The organism is Paracoccus thiocyanatus (assembly GCF_900156255.1).
GTDB lineage: Bacteria > Pseudomonadota > Alphaproteobacteria > Rhodobacterales > Rhodobacteraceae > Paracoccus > Paracoccus thiocyanatus.
The window spans coordinates 140,687-157,345 of the sequence record NZ_FTMK01000001.1 but is presented as its reverse complement, the minus strand read 5'-3'; the positions used below and the strand labels follow the sequence as shown (position 1 = coordinate 157,345).

Here is a 16,659-nt window from a genome sequence, read left to right as displayed (position 1 = left end):
CTATTCCCGCGGAAGATGCTGCCTTGGGCTCCGGGTGTAAAGCAGGCATAACCATGGCAGGGCGCATTCTTGTCGTCGACGGCGTGCCGACGAATCGCATCACCCTCAAGGTGCGGCTGGCCTCGGCCTGCTACGAGGTCGCGACCGCCACCACCGGGGCCGAGGCGTTGCGGATCGCGCGCCAGACCCATCCCCAGATCGTGCTGATCGGCGACAGCCTGCCCGATATGGCGGCGGCGGCGCTTTGTGCGGCGCTGCGCGCCCTGCCCTGCGGCGCCGACCTGCCGGTGCTGGTCCAGGCCAGCGGCGCCGGACGCATCGCGGCGCTGGCCGCCGGGGCGACGGCGCTGATCGACAGCGCAAGCGACGAACTGGCGCTGCTGGCGCGCATTCGCGGGCTGATGCGGAACGAATATGGCGGGCTGGACCAGCCTGCGCCCGGCCTTGCCGAAGCGCCGGCGGGCTTTGCGCCCGCCGATCGCCCGCGCGCGGTCTTTGTCGCCGACCAGCCCGCAACCGCGCTTGGCTGGCGCCACGCCCTGCGCGACCGGGTGGATTTCTCGATCTCGGTGCGCGAACCCGAACAGGCGCTGGCCGAAGCCGTATCTCATCACGGCGCCGACCTGTATCTGATCGCCGCGGACATCCAGCAGCCGGGCGACGGGCTAAGGCTGCTGTCGGAACTGCGCTCTCGGCCGGGCACGCGCGAGGCGGCGGTGGTCATCGCCCTGCGCCCCGGCCGGGCAGACATGATGCCGGTGGCGCTGGATCTGGGCGCGGGCGACGTGCTGAACTGGGATCTGGCCCGTGCCGATGCCGCGCCCGAAACGGCGATGCGGCTGCAAGCCCAGCTTGCCCGCAAGCAAGAGGCCGACCGCCGCCGGCACGAGACCCTGCGCCACATGCGCTGGGCGATGACCGACCCGCTGACCGGGCTGCACAACCGCCGCTTCGCCCTGCCCCGGCTGGCCGGGCTGGCCGCCGCGGCGCAGGAAAGCCAGGCCGATCTGGCGGTGATGCTGCTGGACCTGGACCGCTTCAAGCAGGTGAACGACAGGCATGGCCATGCCGCCGGCGACGCCGTGCTGGCCGAGGTGGCCGCCCGCATGGCCGCCGCCCTGCCCGAAGGCGCGCTGCTGGCCCGCATCGGCGGCGAAGAGTTCCTGGCGGTGCTGCCCGATTGCCCGCCCCGAGCCGCCCGCCTGGTGGCCGAGGATCTGCGCCGCGCGGTCATGTCCGCGCCGATCAGCCTGCCGCAAGGCTGCGCCAGGACGGAACTGGGCGTGACCATCTCGGTCGGGGTCGCCGTTGGCCGCGGCGGGCCGCACCTGCCGCCGCTGGACCCCCAGGCGCTGCTGGCCGGCGCCGACCGCGCCCTGCTCAGCGCCAAATCCGCCGGCCGCAACCGCATCGTCGTCGCGGCACCGGAAATCGCGGCATAATTGCCGCTGCGACACTTTGCCGCGCAGATCCCAGACCCAAGCCTTGCTTTTCTTTGCGGTCGGCATCGCCTAGATAAGGGTGGAACAGGAAAGGAACGCGTCAATGTCCCACGCCTATTCCGACAAAGCCCAGCCCGAACGCCCGGTCAAGCCCGCGATGATGCGCGGCGCCCGCGGGCGCTGCCCTTGTTGCGGCAAGGGCCGGCTGTTTCAGGGCTATCTGTCGGTCAGCCCCGCCTGCCGCCATTGCGGCGAGGAACTGCACCACCAGCGCGCCGATGACGGCCCGGCCTATCTGACCATCCTGCTGGTGTCGCATCTTGGGGCGCCGTTCCTGCTGGCGATCTTCATGATGTATCGGCCCTCGGCAATGTCCATGCTGATCGGCTTCAGCCTGGGCGCGGTGGTGCTGTCGCTTCTGCTGCTGCCGGCGATCAAGGGCGGGCTGATCGGCTTTCAATGGGCGCGGCGCATGCACGGCTTTGGATCCGAGCCGGCAATGGCCGAGACCGCCGCACCGTGAGCGCGGGGACCGGCACCCTGGCCAGGGACCGTGAAACCGCGGATCTGCCGATCCGCGATGCGGCCTCGATCGTCGTGCTGGACCGTAATGCCGCCGGCGGGCCTTCGGTGCTGATGGGGCAAAGGGGCGCCGCGGCTGCCTTCATGCCGTCGAAATACGTCTTTCCAGGCGGGGCGGTGGACGCGGCCGATGCCCAGGCCCGGCTGGCGGGGGAATTGCCGCGGCGGATGTCGGCGCTTCTGGCGGCCGAACCGCGCCCCGGCTCGACCGTGTCGCCGCTGGCGCTGGCCGCCGCCGCCCTGCGCGAACTGGCCGAGGAAACCGGGCTTCTGACCGACACGCCCGGCGCGGCGCCGGCCGGCTGGGACCATTACGCCGGGGCCGGGATGGCGCCCGACCCCACGGCGATGATCTATCTGTTCCGCGCCATCACCCCGCCGGGTCCCCCGCGCCGTTTCGACGCGCGCTTCCTGCTGCTGGATGCCGAGCGGCTGCATGGCGACCGCAACGATTTCAGCGCCGCCTGCGACGAGCTTTCGCACCTGCATTGGGTGCCCCTGACCCAGGCCCGGGCGCTGGACCTGCCCTTCATCACCGAGGTGGTTCTGGCCGAGGTCGCGGGCCTGGTGGCGGCGGCGGGCGAAGGGCCGCTGGCGCCGCCCGGCTCGGTGCCGTTTTTCGACAATCGCCAGATGACGCCCCGCTTCATCCGCATCACCTAGGCTCAGTCCCCCCGAAAGCGCGGAGCCCGCTTTTCCAGGAAGGCCGCGACGCCCTCGGCAAAGTCACGGGTGCGGGCCATCCGGCCTTGCAGCCGCGCCTCCAGCCGCAGTTGTTCGGCCATGTCGTTGCTGCCCGACGCGCGCAACGCCTGGCGGATGGCCAGGAAAGCGGCGGTCGGCCCCTCTGCCAGGCTGCGCGCCCGCGCCGTGACCGTCGCCGCGAAATCGCCATCGGGCACGGCTTCCCAGATCAGCCCCCATTCCACGGCCTTGGCCGCCGGAATGCGCTCGGCGAAAAGCATCATCCCCATGGCGCGCGCCACCCCGACCGAGCGCGGCACGATGAAGGTCCCGCCCGCATCCGGGATCAGCCCGATGCGGCTGAAGGCCTGGACGAAACTGGCCGATTGCGCGGCAATGACCACGTCGGCCGCCAGCGCGAGATTGGCCCCCGCCCCCGCCGCGATGCCGTTTACCGCGGCGATCACCGGCACCGGCGCGTCCGAAATCGCGGCCAGCATCGGCTCGTATTCATTGCGCAGGATGGTTTCCACGTCGAAATCGCCGCCGGCATCCGTCAGGTCCTGGCCCGAGCAGAAGCCGCGCCCGTTGCCGGTCAGCACCAGGCAACGCGTGCCCTGCGGCAACTCCGCCAATGCCGCGACGATCTCGGCCCGCATGGTGCGGTTCAGCGCGTTCACCACATCCGGCCGGTTCAGCGCCAGCCGGGCAATCCCGTCCGCATAAGTGAATTCGATGGTCTGAAAGCTCATCCCTACCCCCTGCCGGTGCTTTCGCCCAGCCTGCCGGGGTACGAGGTAACAGGAAAGGCCCGACCCTGCGTCAATCGCGCAGGATATGGTCCAGCCGGGCCTTTTCCTCGTCGCTGAGCCTTGCCGGGCCTTCTTCGCTCAACCCGCGAGAGCGTATGAAGCGCCAGCCCAGGAACAGGGCAAGCAGCGCCATCCCCGGCCCGGCCAGGTAAAGCAGCCAGTTGGCGCCCCGCGCCGGCGGCTCGAACAGCACATATTCCCCGAAGCGGTCGGCGATGGCCTGCACCGCCTCGGTATCGCTGTCGCCAGCGACCAGCCGCTCGCGCAGATACAGCCGCAGGTCGCGGCTGATCGCGGCATTCGATTCGTCGATGGTTTCGCCCTGGCAGACCGGACAGCGCAGGACCTTGGACAGGTCCCGCGCCCGCGCCTCCAGCGCCGGGTCGGACAGCACCTCGTCGGGCTGGACGGCAAAGGCGGGAAAGGCCAGCAGCAGCGACAGGCACAGGATCAGGGCGCGCATGGCTTACTCCGCCGGCTGCGGGCTGGGCGCCCGGACCTGGCGCGCGCCCGCGGCGACCCGATAGCGACGGTCCGACAGGCTGATGAAGCCCCCAAGCGCCATCAGGGCCGAGCCCAGCCAGATCCAGCTCGCGAAGGGCTTGATATAGGTCCGCACCGCCCAGCCGCCGCCCTGCTGTTCGTCGCCGATCACCAGATAGAGGTCGCGGAACAGGCCGTTCTGGATCGCCGCCTCGGTCGTGGGCATGGATTGCACCGGATAGACCCGCTTTTCGGGGTGCAGCAGCGCGATCTGCTTGCCGCCCTGGCTGACCGCCATCGTGGCGATGATGGCGTTGTAGTTCGGGCCGGGCTGTTCGTCGACGCTTTCCAAGGTAATCTCGTAACCGGCGACGGTGAACGGCTCGCCGATCCGCGCGACGCGAATATCCTCGACCTGCCAGGCCATCAGCAGGCTGATGCCGATGAAGGTCACGCCCAGCCCGCCATGCGCCACGGCCTTGCCCCAATCGGCGCGCGGCAGCCGCCGCAGGCGCGACAGGCCCGAACTGCCGGTGCGCAGCCACAGGTCGACGGCGGCCCCGGCGATCAGCCAGGCGCCCAGCCCCGCGCCGATCACCGCCAAGGCCGAATGCCCGGTCGAGACGGCAAAGACCAGCGCCATGATCGCGCCGGCAAAGACCAGCGCGCCGCGCAGCGGATAAAGCGCGCGCCGGAACCTGCCGCGCTTCCACGGCAGGATGGCGCCGACCGGCAGGATGATCGCCAGCGCCACCATGAAGGGCGTGAAGGCTTGTTCAAAGAACGGCGCGCCGACCGACAGCTTGCGGTCCCACAGCATCTCGGCCACCAGGGGCCAGACCGTGCCGATGAACACCACGAAGGTCGAGACCGCCAGCAGCAGGTTGTTCACCACCAAGGCCCCTTCCCGCGAGACCGGGGCAAAGGCGCCGCGCGCCTGCATCGAGGCGGCGCGGAAGGTGTAAAGCACCAGCGCCCCGCCGACGAAAAAGGCCAGGATCGCCAGGATGAACACGCCCCGCTGCGGATCGCTGGCAAAGCTGTGGACCGAGGTGATGACGCCCGAGCGGACGATGAATGTGCCGATCAGCGAAAAGCCGAAGGCCATTATCGCCAGAAGGATCGTCCAGCTTTTCAGCACCTCGCGCTTTTCGACGACGATGGCGGAATGCAGCAGCGCGGCGGCGATCAGCCAGGGCATGAAGCTGGCGTTTTCCACCGGGTCCCAGAACCAGAACCCGCCCCAGCCCAGTTCGTAATAGGCCCACCAGGAACCCAGCGCGATGCCGATGGTCAGGAAGACCCAGGCGGCCAGGGTCCAGGGACGGACCCAGCGCGCCCAGGCGGCATCGACCCGCCCTTCGATCAGGGCGGCCACGGCAAAGCTGAAGGCCATCGAAAGCCCGACATAGCCCAGGTAAAGGAAGGGCGGATGGAAGGCGAGGCCGGGATCTTGCAGCAGCGGGTTCAGGTCGCGCCCGTTGAACGGCGGGCTCGCCATGCGCAGGAAGGGGTTCGAGGTAAAGATGCTGAAAGCCAGGAAGGCCACGCCGATCGAGCCCTGCACCGCCAGCACCCGCGCGCGCAGCTTGGGCGGCAGGTTGGCGTCGAACACCGCGGCCATGGCACCGAATAGCGCCACGATCAGCACCCACAGCAGCATCGAGCCCTCGTGGTTGCCCCAGACGCCGCTGATCTTGTAGATCATCGGCTTGCTGGTATGCGAATTCTCATAGACCAGCGAGACCGAGAAATCCGAGGTCATGAAGGCGATGGTCAGCGCCGCGAAGGAAATCGCCACCAGGCCGAACTGCGCCAGCGCCGCGGGGCGCGCGGCCTCTATCCAGCCGCTCCAGCCCTTGGCGGCGCCGATCATCGGCACGATCATCTGGAAGATGGCCACGACAAAGGCAAGAATCAGTGCGAAATGGCCAAGTTCAGCGATCATGGGCTTCCTCCGGTTGGCTCGGCCGCAGGATAGCAGCGGCGCGGGCGGCTAACCAGCCCCCCGCGCCTGCCAGATTGTCACAGCGTCGCTATCTGGAGGCGCCTTGCCCGGCCCAGTCGCGCAGCGCCGCATTGTCGTCGAACGGGTCGCCAGGCCCCAGCGGCGGCCATGCAGCCGGCGCTGCGTCCTCGGCGGCGGCGGCGGGCTGTTTGCGCAAGACCGGCCGGCTGCGGAAATAATGCGCCTCGCGCGCGCCGAAATAAAAGCTGATGATGGCCCCCAGAAGCCACCACAGCGGTTCGGGCACCAGGTTCAGGTTCTGCATCCGCAGGCCGAAGCCCTGGGGGTCGGCCATGGCATAGACGAACAGCCCGACCGTCCCCAGCGTCATCAACGGCCGCGGCAAACGGTTCAGCCCGTTCATCATCCCATCGAACCAGCCGCAGGACTGGGCGGCGAATTCGCCCGTCAACTGGCCGATGGCGCGGGCATAGGCTTCCTCGTCCAGTTCCATCCGGCGGGTCGCATTCTCGCGAAACACCTCGGCCACGCCGCTGGCGGCATTGGCCATGGTGGTCACTGCGGTTCCGGCGCCCAGAAAGCGATCCATCAGCCCCATGCCACAACCCTCGCGCGATGCTCGGCCGCCGACAGGTGATAGCGGGGCGAGATGAAGGCTTCAGCCCGCAAAATCCAGCCGCCCTTGGCCCCCGATTGCGTGCGCGCATATTTGCGGCTGGCGGGGCGCCCGTCCCCCAACGCATAATAGTAATTGCGCCGGGCAATCCCGTAGGCATCGGCGAAATGGCCGGGGGCGGCGGCCTCTGCGCGTCCCGCCGCCTGGATAGTGCGCGGCCCGACCGCCCCGTCATCGGCGGCCGCAAAGCCCATGCGCGTGACCAGCCGTTGCAGGATCTTCACCGCATTGGCGCCGGCATTCACATACATGTCAAAGACCGATGCCTGAACCGAAACCGGCAGTTCGGCCAGCCGCGGGCGGCGGAAGTAATGCTCGACAAAGATGCGCTCGGCATCGGTGCGGCTTAGCGCCCGGATATCGGCGACATCGAGGCGGCCGTCGCCCGTCTTGTCGATGCCCAGCCGTTGCAGCGTCGCCAGCGTCACGCCGAAATTCGTGGCCCCGCCGGGATCGTCGGGGTCGTTCACGTAGCCCCCTTCGCGCGCGACGATCTCGGCCGCGATCTGTTCTACCGTCTTCATTCCAGCCCCCAGGTCCATGACACGGCCCAAGGCTGGAGAAAGCGGGTTAACCGGCGGTTAACCGGGCGAACGGTGCAAGGGGGCGATCCGCATCAGGTGGTGGGTTCCTGATAGACCCCATGTTCCTTGAGCGAATCCATCACCTCGCGCGGCATGTAGTTTTCATCATGCTTGGCCAGAATCTCCGTGGCGACGAAAACCTCTCCTTCCATGCTGCCGGTGCCGATCATGCCCTGGCCTTCGGTGAACAGGTCGGGCAGGACGCCGGTAAACCGCACCGGCACGGCGGCGCCGCCATCGGTCACGGTGAAGGTCACGGTTTCGCTGGCGCCACGCACCAGGGTCCCGTCCTCGACCAGCCCGCCCAGGCGGAAGACCTCGCCGTCCTGGGGCGGGCTTTCCGCCATCTGGCTGGGCGAGCGATAGAAGTTGATCCCGTCGCGGAACCCATAGCCGATCAGGCCGACGGCCATGACAAGCGCGAGGGCGGCGGCGATGATGATCTGGATTCTGCGTTTTTTCTTTAGCGTTTTCATGGTTCAAGCTTTCCTGCTTCAAGCACTTTCGAACTTGATCGGATGGCGGAGGAATTGCGTGGCCTTGCCCGATACCCGCTCGGGATCGCCAGTGGTCAGAAAGCGCGACACCTGGCCTGCGCCCAGCATCCGGGGATGGCGGGCAAGATAGTCCTCCAGGCTTTCGGCCACCAGGTCGGGCTGCGAATAGACCGCGACCTGCGGCCCCAGCGCCTTTTGGAAGGCGGCCTGGACCAGCGGATAATGAGTGCAACCCAGGATCGCCGCCTCGGGATGCGGCATGCGGCGCAGCAATGCCTCGACATGGCTGGTCACAAGCGCCTCGGCCAGGATTTCGTCGCCCATCTCTATGGCGTCGACCACCCCGCCGCAGGGCTGGGCCTCGACATCGACGCCGATGGCGCGAAAGGCCAGTTCGCGCTGGAATGCCCGGCTGGCCACGGTCGCGGGCGTCGCAAACAGCGCCACATGCTTGACCGCAACCTCGCGCGGGGCGGAATTGTCGCCCCAGCGGCGTTCGGTCAACGCCTCGATCATCGGCACAAAGACCCCCAGCACCCGTTTGTCGGCCGGCAGCCAGGTTTCCTGCATGCGCTTGAGCGCGGCGGCCGAGGCGGTGTTGCAGGCCAGGATCACCAGGTCGCAACCTTCCGCCCAAAGCCGCTCGACCCCGGCGCAGGTCAGGCCGAAGATGTCGTCGGCGTCGCGCACCCCATAGGGCGCATGGGCATTGTCGCCCAGATAGACCAGCGGCACATCGGGCATGCGGGCGGCGACCGCGGCCAGAACCGTCAGACCGCCCAGACCCGAATCGAATATGCCCACTGCCATGACCGACCTCCTGCCCGCGCCTTGCCTTTCTAGAACGCGTCCAGCCGGAATGCCATGATTTATGTCACTTCTCGGGCTGCGGCACAGCGCCGCCGCGGCGACCCGCCCGCTTCAAAATACCGTGACGGAAAACCCGGTGCGAATCGCCCTTGGCGGTGGTGACGCCACGTCCTGCTGCGCGCTTTTGCACCCTGCGCCGCCGCGGCTGCAACACAGGTAAGCAGGTTTGACCGATATCGGGTTTTATGGACGTTTTGCAGGCTTGTTCCGCCTATCTTCTGTGATAAGGGTTGCACGGATTGCATGGCTGATGCCGCAAGAAAGCATGTTATGGACTGGGATAAATTAAGAATATTTCACGCCGTCGCCGACGCGGGCAGCCTGACCCACGCGGGCGATGTTTTGCACCTGTCCCAGTCCGCCGTCAGCCGCCAGATCCGCGCGCTGGAGGATTCGCTGGGCACCACGCTTTTTCACCGCCACGCCCGCGGGCTGATCCTGACCGAACAGGGGGAACTGCTGTTCGAGGCGACCTCTTCCATGGTGCGCAAGCTTGACACCACCGCGGCCCGCATCCGCGACAGCGAGGAAAACGTCTTCGGCGAACTCAAGGTCACGACGACCACCGGCTTTGGCAGCATGTGGCTGGTGCCGCGGCTGGCCAAGCTTTACGACCGCTATCCCGACCTGAAGATCGACCTGATGCTGGAAGAGCGGGTGCTGGACCTGCCCATGCGCGAAGCCGACGTGGCCATCCGCATGAAGGAACCGAACCAGCAGGATCTGATCCGCCGCCGGCTTCTGAACATCCGCATGCGGCTTTATGCCACCCCCGAATATCTGGCCAAGGCGGGCGTGCCGGAAACGCTGGACGATCTGGGGCCGCACCGGCTGATCTGCCAGAACCCGCAGACGCCGCAGGTCAGTTCGGGCGCCGTGTTGTCGCAGATGCTGCTGGCGCGCAACATCAGTTCCACCCTGATGGTGAACAACTATTTCGGGGTTCTGCAAGGCGTGCTGAACCATGTCGGGATCGGCGTGCTGCCCGACTACCTGTCTGGGGATTTCCTGAACCTGACCCGCGTCTTGCCGGATATCCAGTCCAGCGAGGTTCCGGTTTTCCTGGCCTTTCCCGAAGAGCTGCGCGCCTCGCGCCGCGTCGCGGCCTTTCGCGACTTCGTGCTGGAGGAAATCCAGTCGCTGCGCCGCCAGCAGTCCGAAGAGCAGGTCGCCGACCCGTCCGAGGGCTGACCGCTGACCAGGCAGGGGCCGGGCGATTTTGCCCAAGGCATTCGCATAACGCATATCGGCCATGCCCTTTGCCGGGGAAATGAGCCTTGAACCGCTGGCTGACTGCACATATCTCGGGCTTCGAAGGCGATGGGCTGAGGAAACTCACATCACCTTCACCTCCCTGTTGGACTTGAGCCGGGCTTCATGCCCGGCTTTTTTTTGTCGCCGTGGGGCATCGCGTGCCGGGTTTTTCCATGCCTCGCGCAGGGGCTCTTTCCTAAACGGGCGGCGGCGCTTAAAAGGCCGCAAACCGGGGGAAAGGCGCCAGACATGAACGAACCGCAGATCACCGAGGACCTGATCGCCGCGCACGGGCTCAAGCCCGACGAATACCAGCGCATCCTCGAGATCATCGGGCGCGAGCCGAGCTTTACCGAACTCGGCATCTTCTCGGCCATGTGGAACGAGCATTGTTCCTACAAGTCCTCCAAGAAATGGCTGCGCACCCTGCCGACCACGGGTCCGCAAGTGATCTGCGGTCCGGGCGAGAATGCGGGCGTCGTGGACATCGGCGACGGGCAGGCCGTGGTCTTCAAGATGGAAAGCCACAACCACCCCAGCTATATCGAGCCGCATCAGGGCGCCGCGACCGGCGTCGGCGGCATCCTGCGCGACGTCTTCACCATGGGCGCCCGCCCCATCGCCGCCATGGACGCGCTGTCCTTTGGCCGGCCGGACCATCCCAAGACCGCGCATCTGGTCAAGGGCGTGGTCGAGGGGATCGGCGCCTATGGCAATGCCTTTGGCGTCCCGAATGTCGGCGGAGAGGTGCGCTTTCATCGCAGCTATGACGGCAATTGCCTGGTGAACGCCTTTGCCGCGGGCCTGGCCGACAGCGACAAGATCTTCTATTCCGCCGCCTCGGGCGTGGGCATGCCGGTGGTCTATCTGGGCGCCAAGACCGGCCGCGACGGCGTCGGCGGCGCCACCATGGCCAGTGCCGAATTCGACGACACCATCGAGGAAAAGCGCCCCACCGTGCAGGTCGGCGACCCCTTTACCGAGAAATGCCTGCTGGAAGCCTGCCTGGAACTGATGCAGACCGACAGCGTGATCTCGATCCAGGACATGGGCGCGGCCGGGCTGACCTGCTCGGCGGTCGAGATGGGCGACAAGGGCGGCCTAGGCATCAAGCTGGTGCTGGACCACGTCCCGCAGCGCGAAACCGGCATGAGCGCCTATGAAATGATGCTCTCGGAAAGCCAGGAGCGGATGCTGATGGTGCTGAAGCCCGAGAAAGAGGCCGAGGCGCGGGCGATCTTCGAGAAATGGGACCTGGATTTCGCCATCGTCGGCGAGACCGTCGCCGAAGACCGCTTCCTGATCCTGCACGGCAATGAGGTCAAGGCCGACCTGCCGCTTTCCAAGCTGTCGTCCAGCGCGCCAGAATACGACCGCCCCTGGGTGGAAACGCCGGCCGCGGGCGACATGCCCGCCCTGCCCGCCATCGCCCCGATCGCGGCGCTGAAGGCGCTGATCGGCAGCCCCAACCATGCCCATAAAGGCTGGGTCTGGGAACAATACGACGCTCAAGTCGGCGCCGATACCGTGCGCCGCCCCGGCCTGGGCGCCGGCGTGGTGCGGGTTCATGGCACGAAAAAGGCGCTGGCCTTTACCAGCGACGTGACGCCGCGCTATGTCCGGGCGAACCCCTTTGAAGGCGGCAAGCAGGCGGTGGCCGAGGCTTACCGCAACCTGACCGCCTGCGGCGCCCTGCCGCTGGCCACCACCGACAACCTGAACTTCGGCAACCCGGAAAAGCCCGAGATCATGGGCCAGTTCGTCGGCGCCATCAAAGGCATCGGCGCGGCCTGCGCGGCGCTGGATTTCCCCATCGTTTCGGGCAACGTCTCGCTTTACAACGAAACCGACGGCAAGGGCATCCTGCCCACGCCCACCATCGGCGGCGTCGGGCTGATCGCGGACCTGGACGACCTGATCGCCGGCCTGCCGGCCGAGGGGGACCTGGCGCTGATCATCGGCGAGACCCGCGGCCATCTGGGCCAATCCGCCCTGGCGGCCGAGGCCTTCGGCATCGAGGCGGGCGATGCCCCGCCGGTGGACCTGGCGGCCGAACGCCGCAACGGCGAATTCCTGCGCGCGCAGGGCAAGCTGGTCCGGGCCGCGACCGACCTGTCGGATGGCGGGCTGGCGCTGGCCGCCTTTGAACTGGCCGAGGCGGCGGGCCTGGGCGTCACGCTGGACAGCGCCGATATCGCCCAGCTTTTTGGCGAGGATCAGGCGCGCTACCTGGTCGCCTGCACCGCCGCGGATGCCGAAAAACTGGCCGAGGCGGCGCGGGCTGCGGGCGTGCCCCTGGCGGTGATCGGCCGCTTTGGCGGCAAATCCGTGACCCTTGGCGGCGATAGCGCGCCGCTGGCGGAATTGTCGGGGCTGTATCGCGGCGCGTTTGAAAAGGCGCTGAACCTGGAACTGGCCTGATCCGCAAGCCGATGGGCAGCGCGTCCGCGCCGCCCGCCATGCCTAGCGCGGCAGGCCGCTGATCCGCAGGGCGGCAAAGCGTTCGCGCAGCCAGCGCGCCGCCGGGCCGCTGGGGCGCTGCTTGTGCCAGACCAGTTCCAGCGCCACCGGCCAGTCCGCACCATCGAATTGCAGCGGCGGCGTGACCAGATCGTCGCGGACCGGAGAGCTGCGGATGATGTGGTCGGGCACCAATGCCCAGCCGATGCCCTGCCGGACCATTTGCAGGATGATCCAATGGCTTTCGACCCACCACACCTCGGCGGCGCTGCGCAGCCGCTGCTTTTCCGGCCCCTCGCTGCGCGCCGCCACCATCAACTGGCGATGCCGCTTCAGCTCCTCCCAGTCGACCACGCCGCGCGCAAGCGGGTGGTCCTTGCCGCAGACCAGTTGCAGCGGCACCCAGCCCAGGGTGTGAAAGGCGATCTCGGTCGGCAGCACTTCCTGGCGCCACATCACGCCGATATCGGCCTTGCCGTCCAGCACCAGGCGGCTGACATCCTCTAGCATGGGAAACAGCAGTTCCAGTTCGACATGGGGGAAATGCGCAGCGAACGCGGCGAAAAGCGTCCCCAAGGCCTGTTCGGGATAAAGCTCGTCGATGGCGACGACCAGCCTGTGTTCGACATGGGCCTCGAAACTGGCGGCGACGCCGATCAGGTGTTCGCGGCGATCCAGGACCACCCGCGCCTCGGCCAGCAGCCTTTCGCCCGCCGCGGTCAGCACCGGGTTGCGGCCCGTGCGGCTGAACAGCGCCAGGCCAAGGTCATCTTCCAGGTTCGCGACCTGGGTGCTGATCGCCGATTGCGCCTTGCGCAATGCCCTGCCCGCGGCCGAGAACGAGCCGTGTTCGGCGGCGGCGACAAAGGCTTGCAACTGTTCCAGCGTGACGCTCATTGATCCATCTTTTTTTCAGATGGAAGCTAACTTGGCTTCCGGAAGAATCAAGATAGAAACGGCGCAATGAAATCAACGGATGAATCACGGTGACAATGCGCAGTTTTCCCGACCGCGTGCGGCATGCGCTGATGTTCGAAGCCATCGGGCTTGCGATCATCACCCCGGCGACCGCCTGGCTTTACGACAAGCCGCTGCTCGACATGGGCGTGGTCGGCATCGGCGCCGCAACGCTGGCCACGGTCTGGACCTTTCTTTTCAACCTGGGCTTCGACCATGCGCTGCGCCGGCTTCACGGCCATGCCCGCAAGGCGCTGCGGCACCGGCTGCTGCACAGCCTGCTGTTCGAGCTTGGCCTGCTGGTCATGCTGTTGCCGCCGATGGCCTGGTATCTGGGCATGACGCTGTGGCAGACATTGCTGCTCGACCTGTTCATCGTGGCGTTCTATCTGATCTATAATTTCATCTTCAACATCATCTATGACCGGGTCTTTCCGCTGCCTGCCGCGCCGCAGCGGCAGCCCGCCTGACCCCGGATCACCTGCCGGCGCCGGGCGTGGTGCGCTTGTCGTCTTGGGAATGCGCGCCCGGCTTGTGGCTGCCCGGCGCGCATGACGAATGGTCGCTCAGCGCCTCGATCACCCGGCAGTTCGCAATGGTCCCCTGCGCGCATTGGCTGACCATCCGCTCCAGTTCCGATTTCAGCGCCTCCAGCCGGGCAATCCGCGCCTCGACCGCGGCAAGTTGCTGTTTGGCGATGATGTCCGCCGCGGCACAGGGCTGGTCGGGCCGGTCCGAAAGGCTAAGAAGGTCGCGGATCGCCTCTAGCGGGAAACCCAGGTCGCGGGCGTGGCGGATAAAGGCCAGCCGGTCAAGCGCCGTGCGGCCGTAAAGGCGCTGGTTGCCGGCGCTGCGTTCCGGCGGGGGCAAAAGCCCGATCTGTTCATAATACCGGATGGTCGGCACCTTCACACCGGCCGCCGCCCCCAGTTTTCCGATGGTCAGCATGAGATACCTCTTGAACCTCTAGTTGCTGGAGACATTAGGTAAGCAAGACCACGGTAACAAGAGCCCGCGGCTTGCGCGGCAGGATGAGATGGCGATGACGAAGGAAACATGCGTCGAATGGACGGTGAGCGGCATGGATTGCGGCTCTTGCGCCGGCAAGGTCAGAACGGCGGTCGAGCGTCTGCCGGGCGTAAGCCGGGTGGATGTGGCCCTGATGGCAGAGCGCCTGTCCCTGGTTCTGGACGAAGGCAAGACGACGCGCGAGCGGGTCGAATCGGTGGTGCGGGCGCTTGGCTACGGGATCGTGCCCAAGCCCAGTTCCGCCGCAGCCATTGCGGGTCCAGGGGCGGAGGCACAGGCCCATGGCGCCCAGGCGTCCGACCCTGGATCCTTGCCCCCCTGGCATCGCAGCGGCAAGGCGCGGCTGGTCATCGGCACCGGCCTGCTGTTCCTTGCCGCCTTTGCCGTCAGCCTTCTGGCCGGGGACGGGCCGGCGCGCTGGGGCTTTATCGCCGCGACCGTGATCGGGGTCGCGCCCATCGCGCGCCGCGCCCTTCATGCCGCGACCGCCGGAATGCCTTTCACCATCGAGATGCTGATGAGCATCGCCGCAGTGGGCGCGCTTTTCATCGGTGCCGCCCAAGAGGCGGCGCTGGTGGTCTTTCTGTTCGCCGTGGGCGAGATGCTGGAGGGCATGGCCGCGAACAAGGCGCGCCAGGGCATTCGCGCGCTGGCGCGGCTGGTGCCGCGAACGGCGCTGCTGGAGGTGGACGGCAAGACGCGCGAGGTCGCAGCCGACATCCTTGCAATCGGCCAGGTGGTGCTTGTCCGCCCCGGCGACCGGGTTCCGGCGGATGGCACGGTCCTGCGCGGCGTTTCGGGAGTGGATGAAAGCCCTGTCACCGGCGAAAGCATGCCCAGGCTCAAGCAGCCGGGCGACCCGGTCTTCGCCGGCTCGATCAATACCGAAGCGGCGCTGCACGTGACCGTCACCAGCGCGGCCAAGGACAACACCATCGCCCGCATCATCCGCCTGGTCGAACAGGCCGAAAGCGCCCGCGCGCCGACCGAACGCTTCATCGACCGCTTCAGCCGGGTCTATATGCCGGCGGTCGTCGGGGCCGCCTTGCTGGTGGCCGTCATCCCGCCGCTGGCGCTTGGCCAGGACTGGGGCACCTGGATCTATCGGGCGCTGGCGCTTTTGCTGATCGGCTGCCCCTGTGCCCTGGTCATCTCGGTCCCGGCCTCGATCGCCTCGGCCCTGTCCGCGGGCGCGCGGCGCGGGCTGTTGATGAAGGGCGGCGCGGTGATCGAGGCGGCCGCCGCGACCACGCATGTGGCCTTTGACAAGACCGGAACGCTGACCGAAGGCCGCCCGCGCGTGACCGATCTTGTCCCCATTTCAGGAAGCGAGGCCGAGCTTCTTGCCCTTGCCGCCGCGGTCGAGACGGGGTCGAGCCACCCGCTGGCGCAAGCGATCCTGGCCTGCGCGCAACAGCGCGACATCGCGGGGCCCGCCGCCACCGCCGCCCGCGCCATTCCCGGCCACGGGGCCGAGGCGCTGGTCAAGGGCGAACCGGCCTGGGTCGCCTCGCCCCGCTTTGCGCAAGGCCGCGGCGTGCTGGACGACAAGGCGCGCCAAGCCGCCGCCCGGCTAGAGGCCGAGGGCAAGACCGTCGCGGCGGTCTTTCGGCCGGGGCGGCTTTTGGGGCTGATCGCGCTGCGCGACGAACCCCGAGCGGACGCGGCCGAGGCGATGCGCCAGCTTGGCGGGCTGGGCATCGCTGCGGTCATGCTGACCGGCGACAATGCCAGCACCGCCGCCGCCATCGCGGGCAGCCTAGGCATCGCCCACCGCGCCGAACTGATGCCCGAGGACAAGGTCGCGGCGCTGCGCGATATGGCCGGCAAGGGCCGGGTCATGATGGTCGGCGACGGGATCAACGACGCCCCGGCGCTTGCCGCGGCCCATGTGGGCGTGGCGATGGGGGCGGGCACCGATGTGGCGCTGGAAACCGCAGACGCGGCGATCCTGCGCAACCGCGTGACCGACATCGCCGCGCAGATCCGGCTGGCCCGCGCGGCCATGGCGAATATCCGGCAAAACGTCGCCATCGCGCTTGGCCTCAAGGCCGTGTTCCTGGTCACGACCATCCTGGGGATCACCGGACTGTGGATCGCGATCCTGGCGGATACCGGGGCGACGGTGCTGGTCACGCTTAACGCGCTGCGGCTTTTGGCCTTTGACCCCGAAGCCAAGCTTCGTCCATGAAGCGGGCGGCATCGGCGACACCTATACGGTCCGCTGGAATCGCGTCATTCACATGCGGCACCGGGTGACAGATGCCGACAGCGCCGGCGGCTCGCTTTTCCATCCCTGCCCATGCGTCATTTTGTTTCTGGCGGGCTGGGCGCCGCGTTGTTAGTCTTGGGGCAGGAAG

The 16,659-nt window shown here is 67.6% G+C and carries 16 protein-coding genes; 7 read left to right on the top strand and 9 right to left on the bottom strand.

What is annotated here, in order from left to right; genetic code table 11:
* Window positions 1-53 precede the first annotated feature (53 nt).
* The 3 genes from F3H32_RS00705 (at window position 54) to F3H32_RS00695 (ending at window position 2,687) form a co-directional block, all read left to right on the top strand.
* Entirely contained in the window at window positions 54-1,442 is a 1,389-nt protein-coding gene (locus F3H32_RS00705; RefSeq protein ID WP_149763496.1) for a diguanylate cyclase domain-containing protein, read from the top strand.
* Between the two features lie 103 nt (window positions 1,443-1,545).
* Window positions 1,546-1,965 carry a DUF983 domain-containing protein gene (locus tag F3H32_RS00700; RefSeq protein ID WP_149763494.1) on the top strand — a complete coding sequence of 140 codons (420 nt, stop codon included), beginning with the start codon at window positions 1,546-1,548 and terminating at the stop codon, window positions 1,963-1,965.
* Complete coding sequence (locus F3H32_RS00695; RefSeq protein WP_149763492.1) at window positions 1,962-2,687, top strand: NUDIX hydrolase; 726 nt, start codon at window positions 1,962-1,964, stop codon at window positions 2,685-2,687. Before F3H32_RS00700 ends, F3H32_RS00695 begins: the two co-directional genes overlap by 4 nt.
* Window positions 2,688-2,689: 2 nt before the next feature.
* Here F3H32_RS00695 and F3H32_RS00690 read toward each other — a convergent pair whose 3' ends face one another.
* The 7 genes from F3H32_RS00690 to F3H32_RS00660 all read right to left on the bottom strand — a co-directional run bounded on the left by F3H32_RS00690 (window position 2,690) and on the right by F3H32_RS00660 (window position 8,539).
* Entirely contained in the window at window positions 2,690-3,460 is a 771-nt protein-coding gene (locus F3H32_RS00690; protein ID WP_149763490.1) for an enoyl-CoA hydratase-related protein, read from the bottom strand.
* Between the two features lie 70 nt (window positions 3,461-3,530).
* Complete coding sequence (locus F3H32_RS00685; protein WP_115755693.1) at window positions 3,531-3,983, bottom strand: cytochrome c-type biogenesis protein; 453 nt, start codon at window positions 3,981-3,983, stop codon at window positions 3,531-3,533.
* A 3-nt stretch (window positions 3,984-3,986) separates the two neighbouring features.
* A complete protein-coding gene (locus tag F3H32_RS00680) occupies window positions 3,987-5,951 on the bottom strand; it encodes a heme lyase CcmF/NrfE family subunit (protein WP_149763489.1) in 1,965 nt (654 codons plus the stop codon).
* 88 nt (window positions 5,952-6,039) lie between these two features.
* Complete coding sequence (locus F3H32_RS00675) at window positions 6,040-6,570, bottom strand: holin family protein (protein WP_149763487.1); 531 nt, start codon at window positions 6,568-6,570, stop codon at window positions 6,040-6,042.
* A complete protein-coding gene (locus F3H32_RS00670; RefSeq protein WP_149763485.1) occupies window positions 6,561-7,172 on the bottom strand; it encodes a holin-associated N-acetylmuramidase in 612 nt (203 codons plus the stop codon). Before F3H32_RS00670 ends, F3H32_RS00675 begins: the two co-directional genes overlap by 10 nt.
* Before the next feature lie 92 nt (window positions 7,173-7,264).
* Window positions 7,265-7,708, bottom strand: coding sequence for a cytochrome c maturation protein CcmE (ccmE, locus tag F3H32_RS00665; protein WP_149763483.1), 444 nt, complete (start codon window positions 7,706-7,708; stop codon window positions 7,265-7,267).
* 18 nt (window positions 7,709-7,726) lie between these two features.
* On the bottom strand, window positions 7,727-8,539 hold the full coding sequence (locus tag F3H32_RS00660) for a glutamate racemase (RefSeq protein WP_149763481.1): 813 nt from the start codon (window positions 8,537-8,539) through the stop codon (window positions 7,727-7,729).
* Between the two features lie 330 nt (window positions 8,540-8,869).
* Here F3H32_RS00660 and F3H32_RS00655 point away from each other — a divergent pair, with 330 nt between their 5' ends.
* Window positions 8,870-9,790 (top strand): LysR family transcriptional regulator, encoded by a 921-nt coding sequence (locus tag F3H32_RS00655; protein ID WP_115755688.1) that lies wholly within the window; start codon window positions 8,870-8,872, stop codon window positions 9,788-9,790.
* Window positions 9,791-10,102: 312 nt separating this feature from the next.
* Window positions 10,103-12,274, top strand: coding sequence for a phosphoribosylformylglycinamidine synthase subunit PurL (gene purL, locus F3H32_RS00650; protein ID WP_149763479.1), 2,172 nt, complete (start codon window positions 10,103-10,105; stop codon window positions 12,272-12,274).
* Window positions 12,275-12,316: 42 nt separating this feature from the next.
* Here purL and F3H32_RS00645 read toward each other — a convergent pair whose 3' ends face one another.
* Window positions 12,317-13,210: a LysR family transcriptional regulator gene (locus tag F3H32_RS00645; protein ID WP_149763477.1), complete on the bottom strand. Its 894-nt coding sequence runs from the start codon at window positions 13,208-13,210 to the stop codon at window positions 12,317-12,319.
* Window positions 13,211-13,305: 95 nt separating this feature from the next.
* Here F3H32_RS00645 and F3H32_RS00640 point away from each other — a divergent pair, with 95 nt between their 5' ends.
* Complete coding sequence (locus tag F3H32_RS00640) at window positions 13,306-13,740, top strand: PACE efflux transporter (protein ID WP_223191314.1); 435 nt, start codon at window positions 13,306-13,308, stop codon at window positions 13,738-13,740.
* A gap of 7 nt (window positions 13,741-13,747) precedes the next feature.
* Here F3H32_RS00640 and F3H32_RS00635 read toward each other — a convergent pair whose 3' ends face one another.
* Entirely contained in the window at window positions 13,748-14,218 is a 471-nt protein-coding gene (locus F3H32_RS00635; protein ID WP_149763474.1) for a MerR family transcriptional regulator, read from the bottom strand.
* A 94-nt stretch (window positions 14,219-14,312) separates the two neighbouring features.
* On the opposite strand from F3H32_RS00635, the gene F3H32_RS00630 reads away from it, so the two are divergent.
* Window positions 14,313-16,490 (top strand): heavy metal translocating P-type ATPase, encoded by a 2,178-nt coding sequence (locus tag F3H32_RS00630; protein ID WP_149763472.1) that lies wholly within the window; start codon window positions 14,313-14,315, stop codon window positions 16,488-16,490.
* Window positions 16,491-16,659: the final 169 nt, after the last annotated feature.

Excerpts from the sequence above, each read along its gene's own strand:
- F3H32_RS00705 (WP_149763496.1), top strand. The coding sequence starts at position 54 with ATGGCAGGGCGCATTCTTGTCGTCGACGGCGTGCCGACGAATCGCATC.
- F3H32_RS00700 (WP_149763494.1), top strand. The coding sequence starts at position 1,546 with ATGTCCCACGCCTATTCCGACAAAGCCCAGCCCGAACGCCCGGTCAAG.
- F3H32_RS00690 (WP_149763490.1), bottom strand. The coding sequence starts at position 3,460 with ATGAGCTTTCAGACCATCGAATTCACTTATGCGGACGGGATTGCCCGG.
- F3H32_RS00685 (WP_115755693.1), bottom strand. The coding sequence starts at position 3,983 with ATGCGCGCCCTGATCCTGTGCCTGTCGCTGCTGCTGGCCTTTCCCGCC.
- F3H32_RS00680 (WP_149763489.1), bottom strand. The coding sequence starts at position 5,951 with ATGATCGCTGAACTTGGCCATTTCGCACTGATTCTTGCCTTTGTCGTG.
- F3H32_RS00675 (WP_149763487.1), bottom strand. The coding sequence starts at position 6,570 with ATGGGGCTGATGGATCGCTTTCTGGGCGCCGGAACCGCAGTGACCACC.
- F3H32_RS00670 (WP_149763485.1), bottom strand. The coding sequence starts at position 7,172 with ATGAAGACGGTAGAACAGATCGCGGCCGAGATCGTCGCGCGCGAAGGG.
- ccmE (WP_149763483.1), bottom strand. The coding sequence starts at position 7,708 with ATGAAAACGCTAAAGAAAAAACGCAGAATCCAGATCATCATCGCCGCC.
- F3H32_RS00660 (WP_149763481.1), bottom strand. The coding sequence starts at position 8,539 with ATGGCAGTGGGCATATTCGATTCGGGTCTGGGCGGTCTGACGGTTCTG.
- F3H32_RS00655 (WP_115755688.1), top strand. The coding sequence starts at position 8,870 with ATGGACTGGGATAAATTAAGAATATTTCACGCCGTCGCCGACGCGGGC.
- purL (WP_149763479.1), top strand. The coding sequence starts at position 10,103 with ATGAACGAACCGCAGATCACCGAGGACCTGATCGCCGCGCACGGGCTC.
- F3H32_RS00645 (WP_149763477.1), bottom strand. The coding sequence starts at position 13,210 with ATGAGCGTCACGCTGGAACAGTTGCAAGCCTTTGTCGCCGCCGCCGAA.
- F3H32_RS00640 (WP_223191314.1), top strand. The coding sequence starts at position 13,306 with ATGCGCAGTTTTCCCGACCGCGTGCGGCATGCGCTGATGTTCGAAGCC.
- F3H32_RS00635 (WP_149763474.1), bottom strand. The coding sequence starts at position 14,218 with ATGCTGACCATCGGAAAACTGGGGGCGGCGGCCGGTGTGAAGGTGCCG.
- F3H32_RS00630 (WP_149763472.1), top strand. The coding sequence starts at position 14,313 with ATGACGAAGGAAACATGCGTCGAATGGACGGTGAGCGGCATGGATTGC.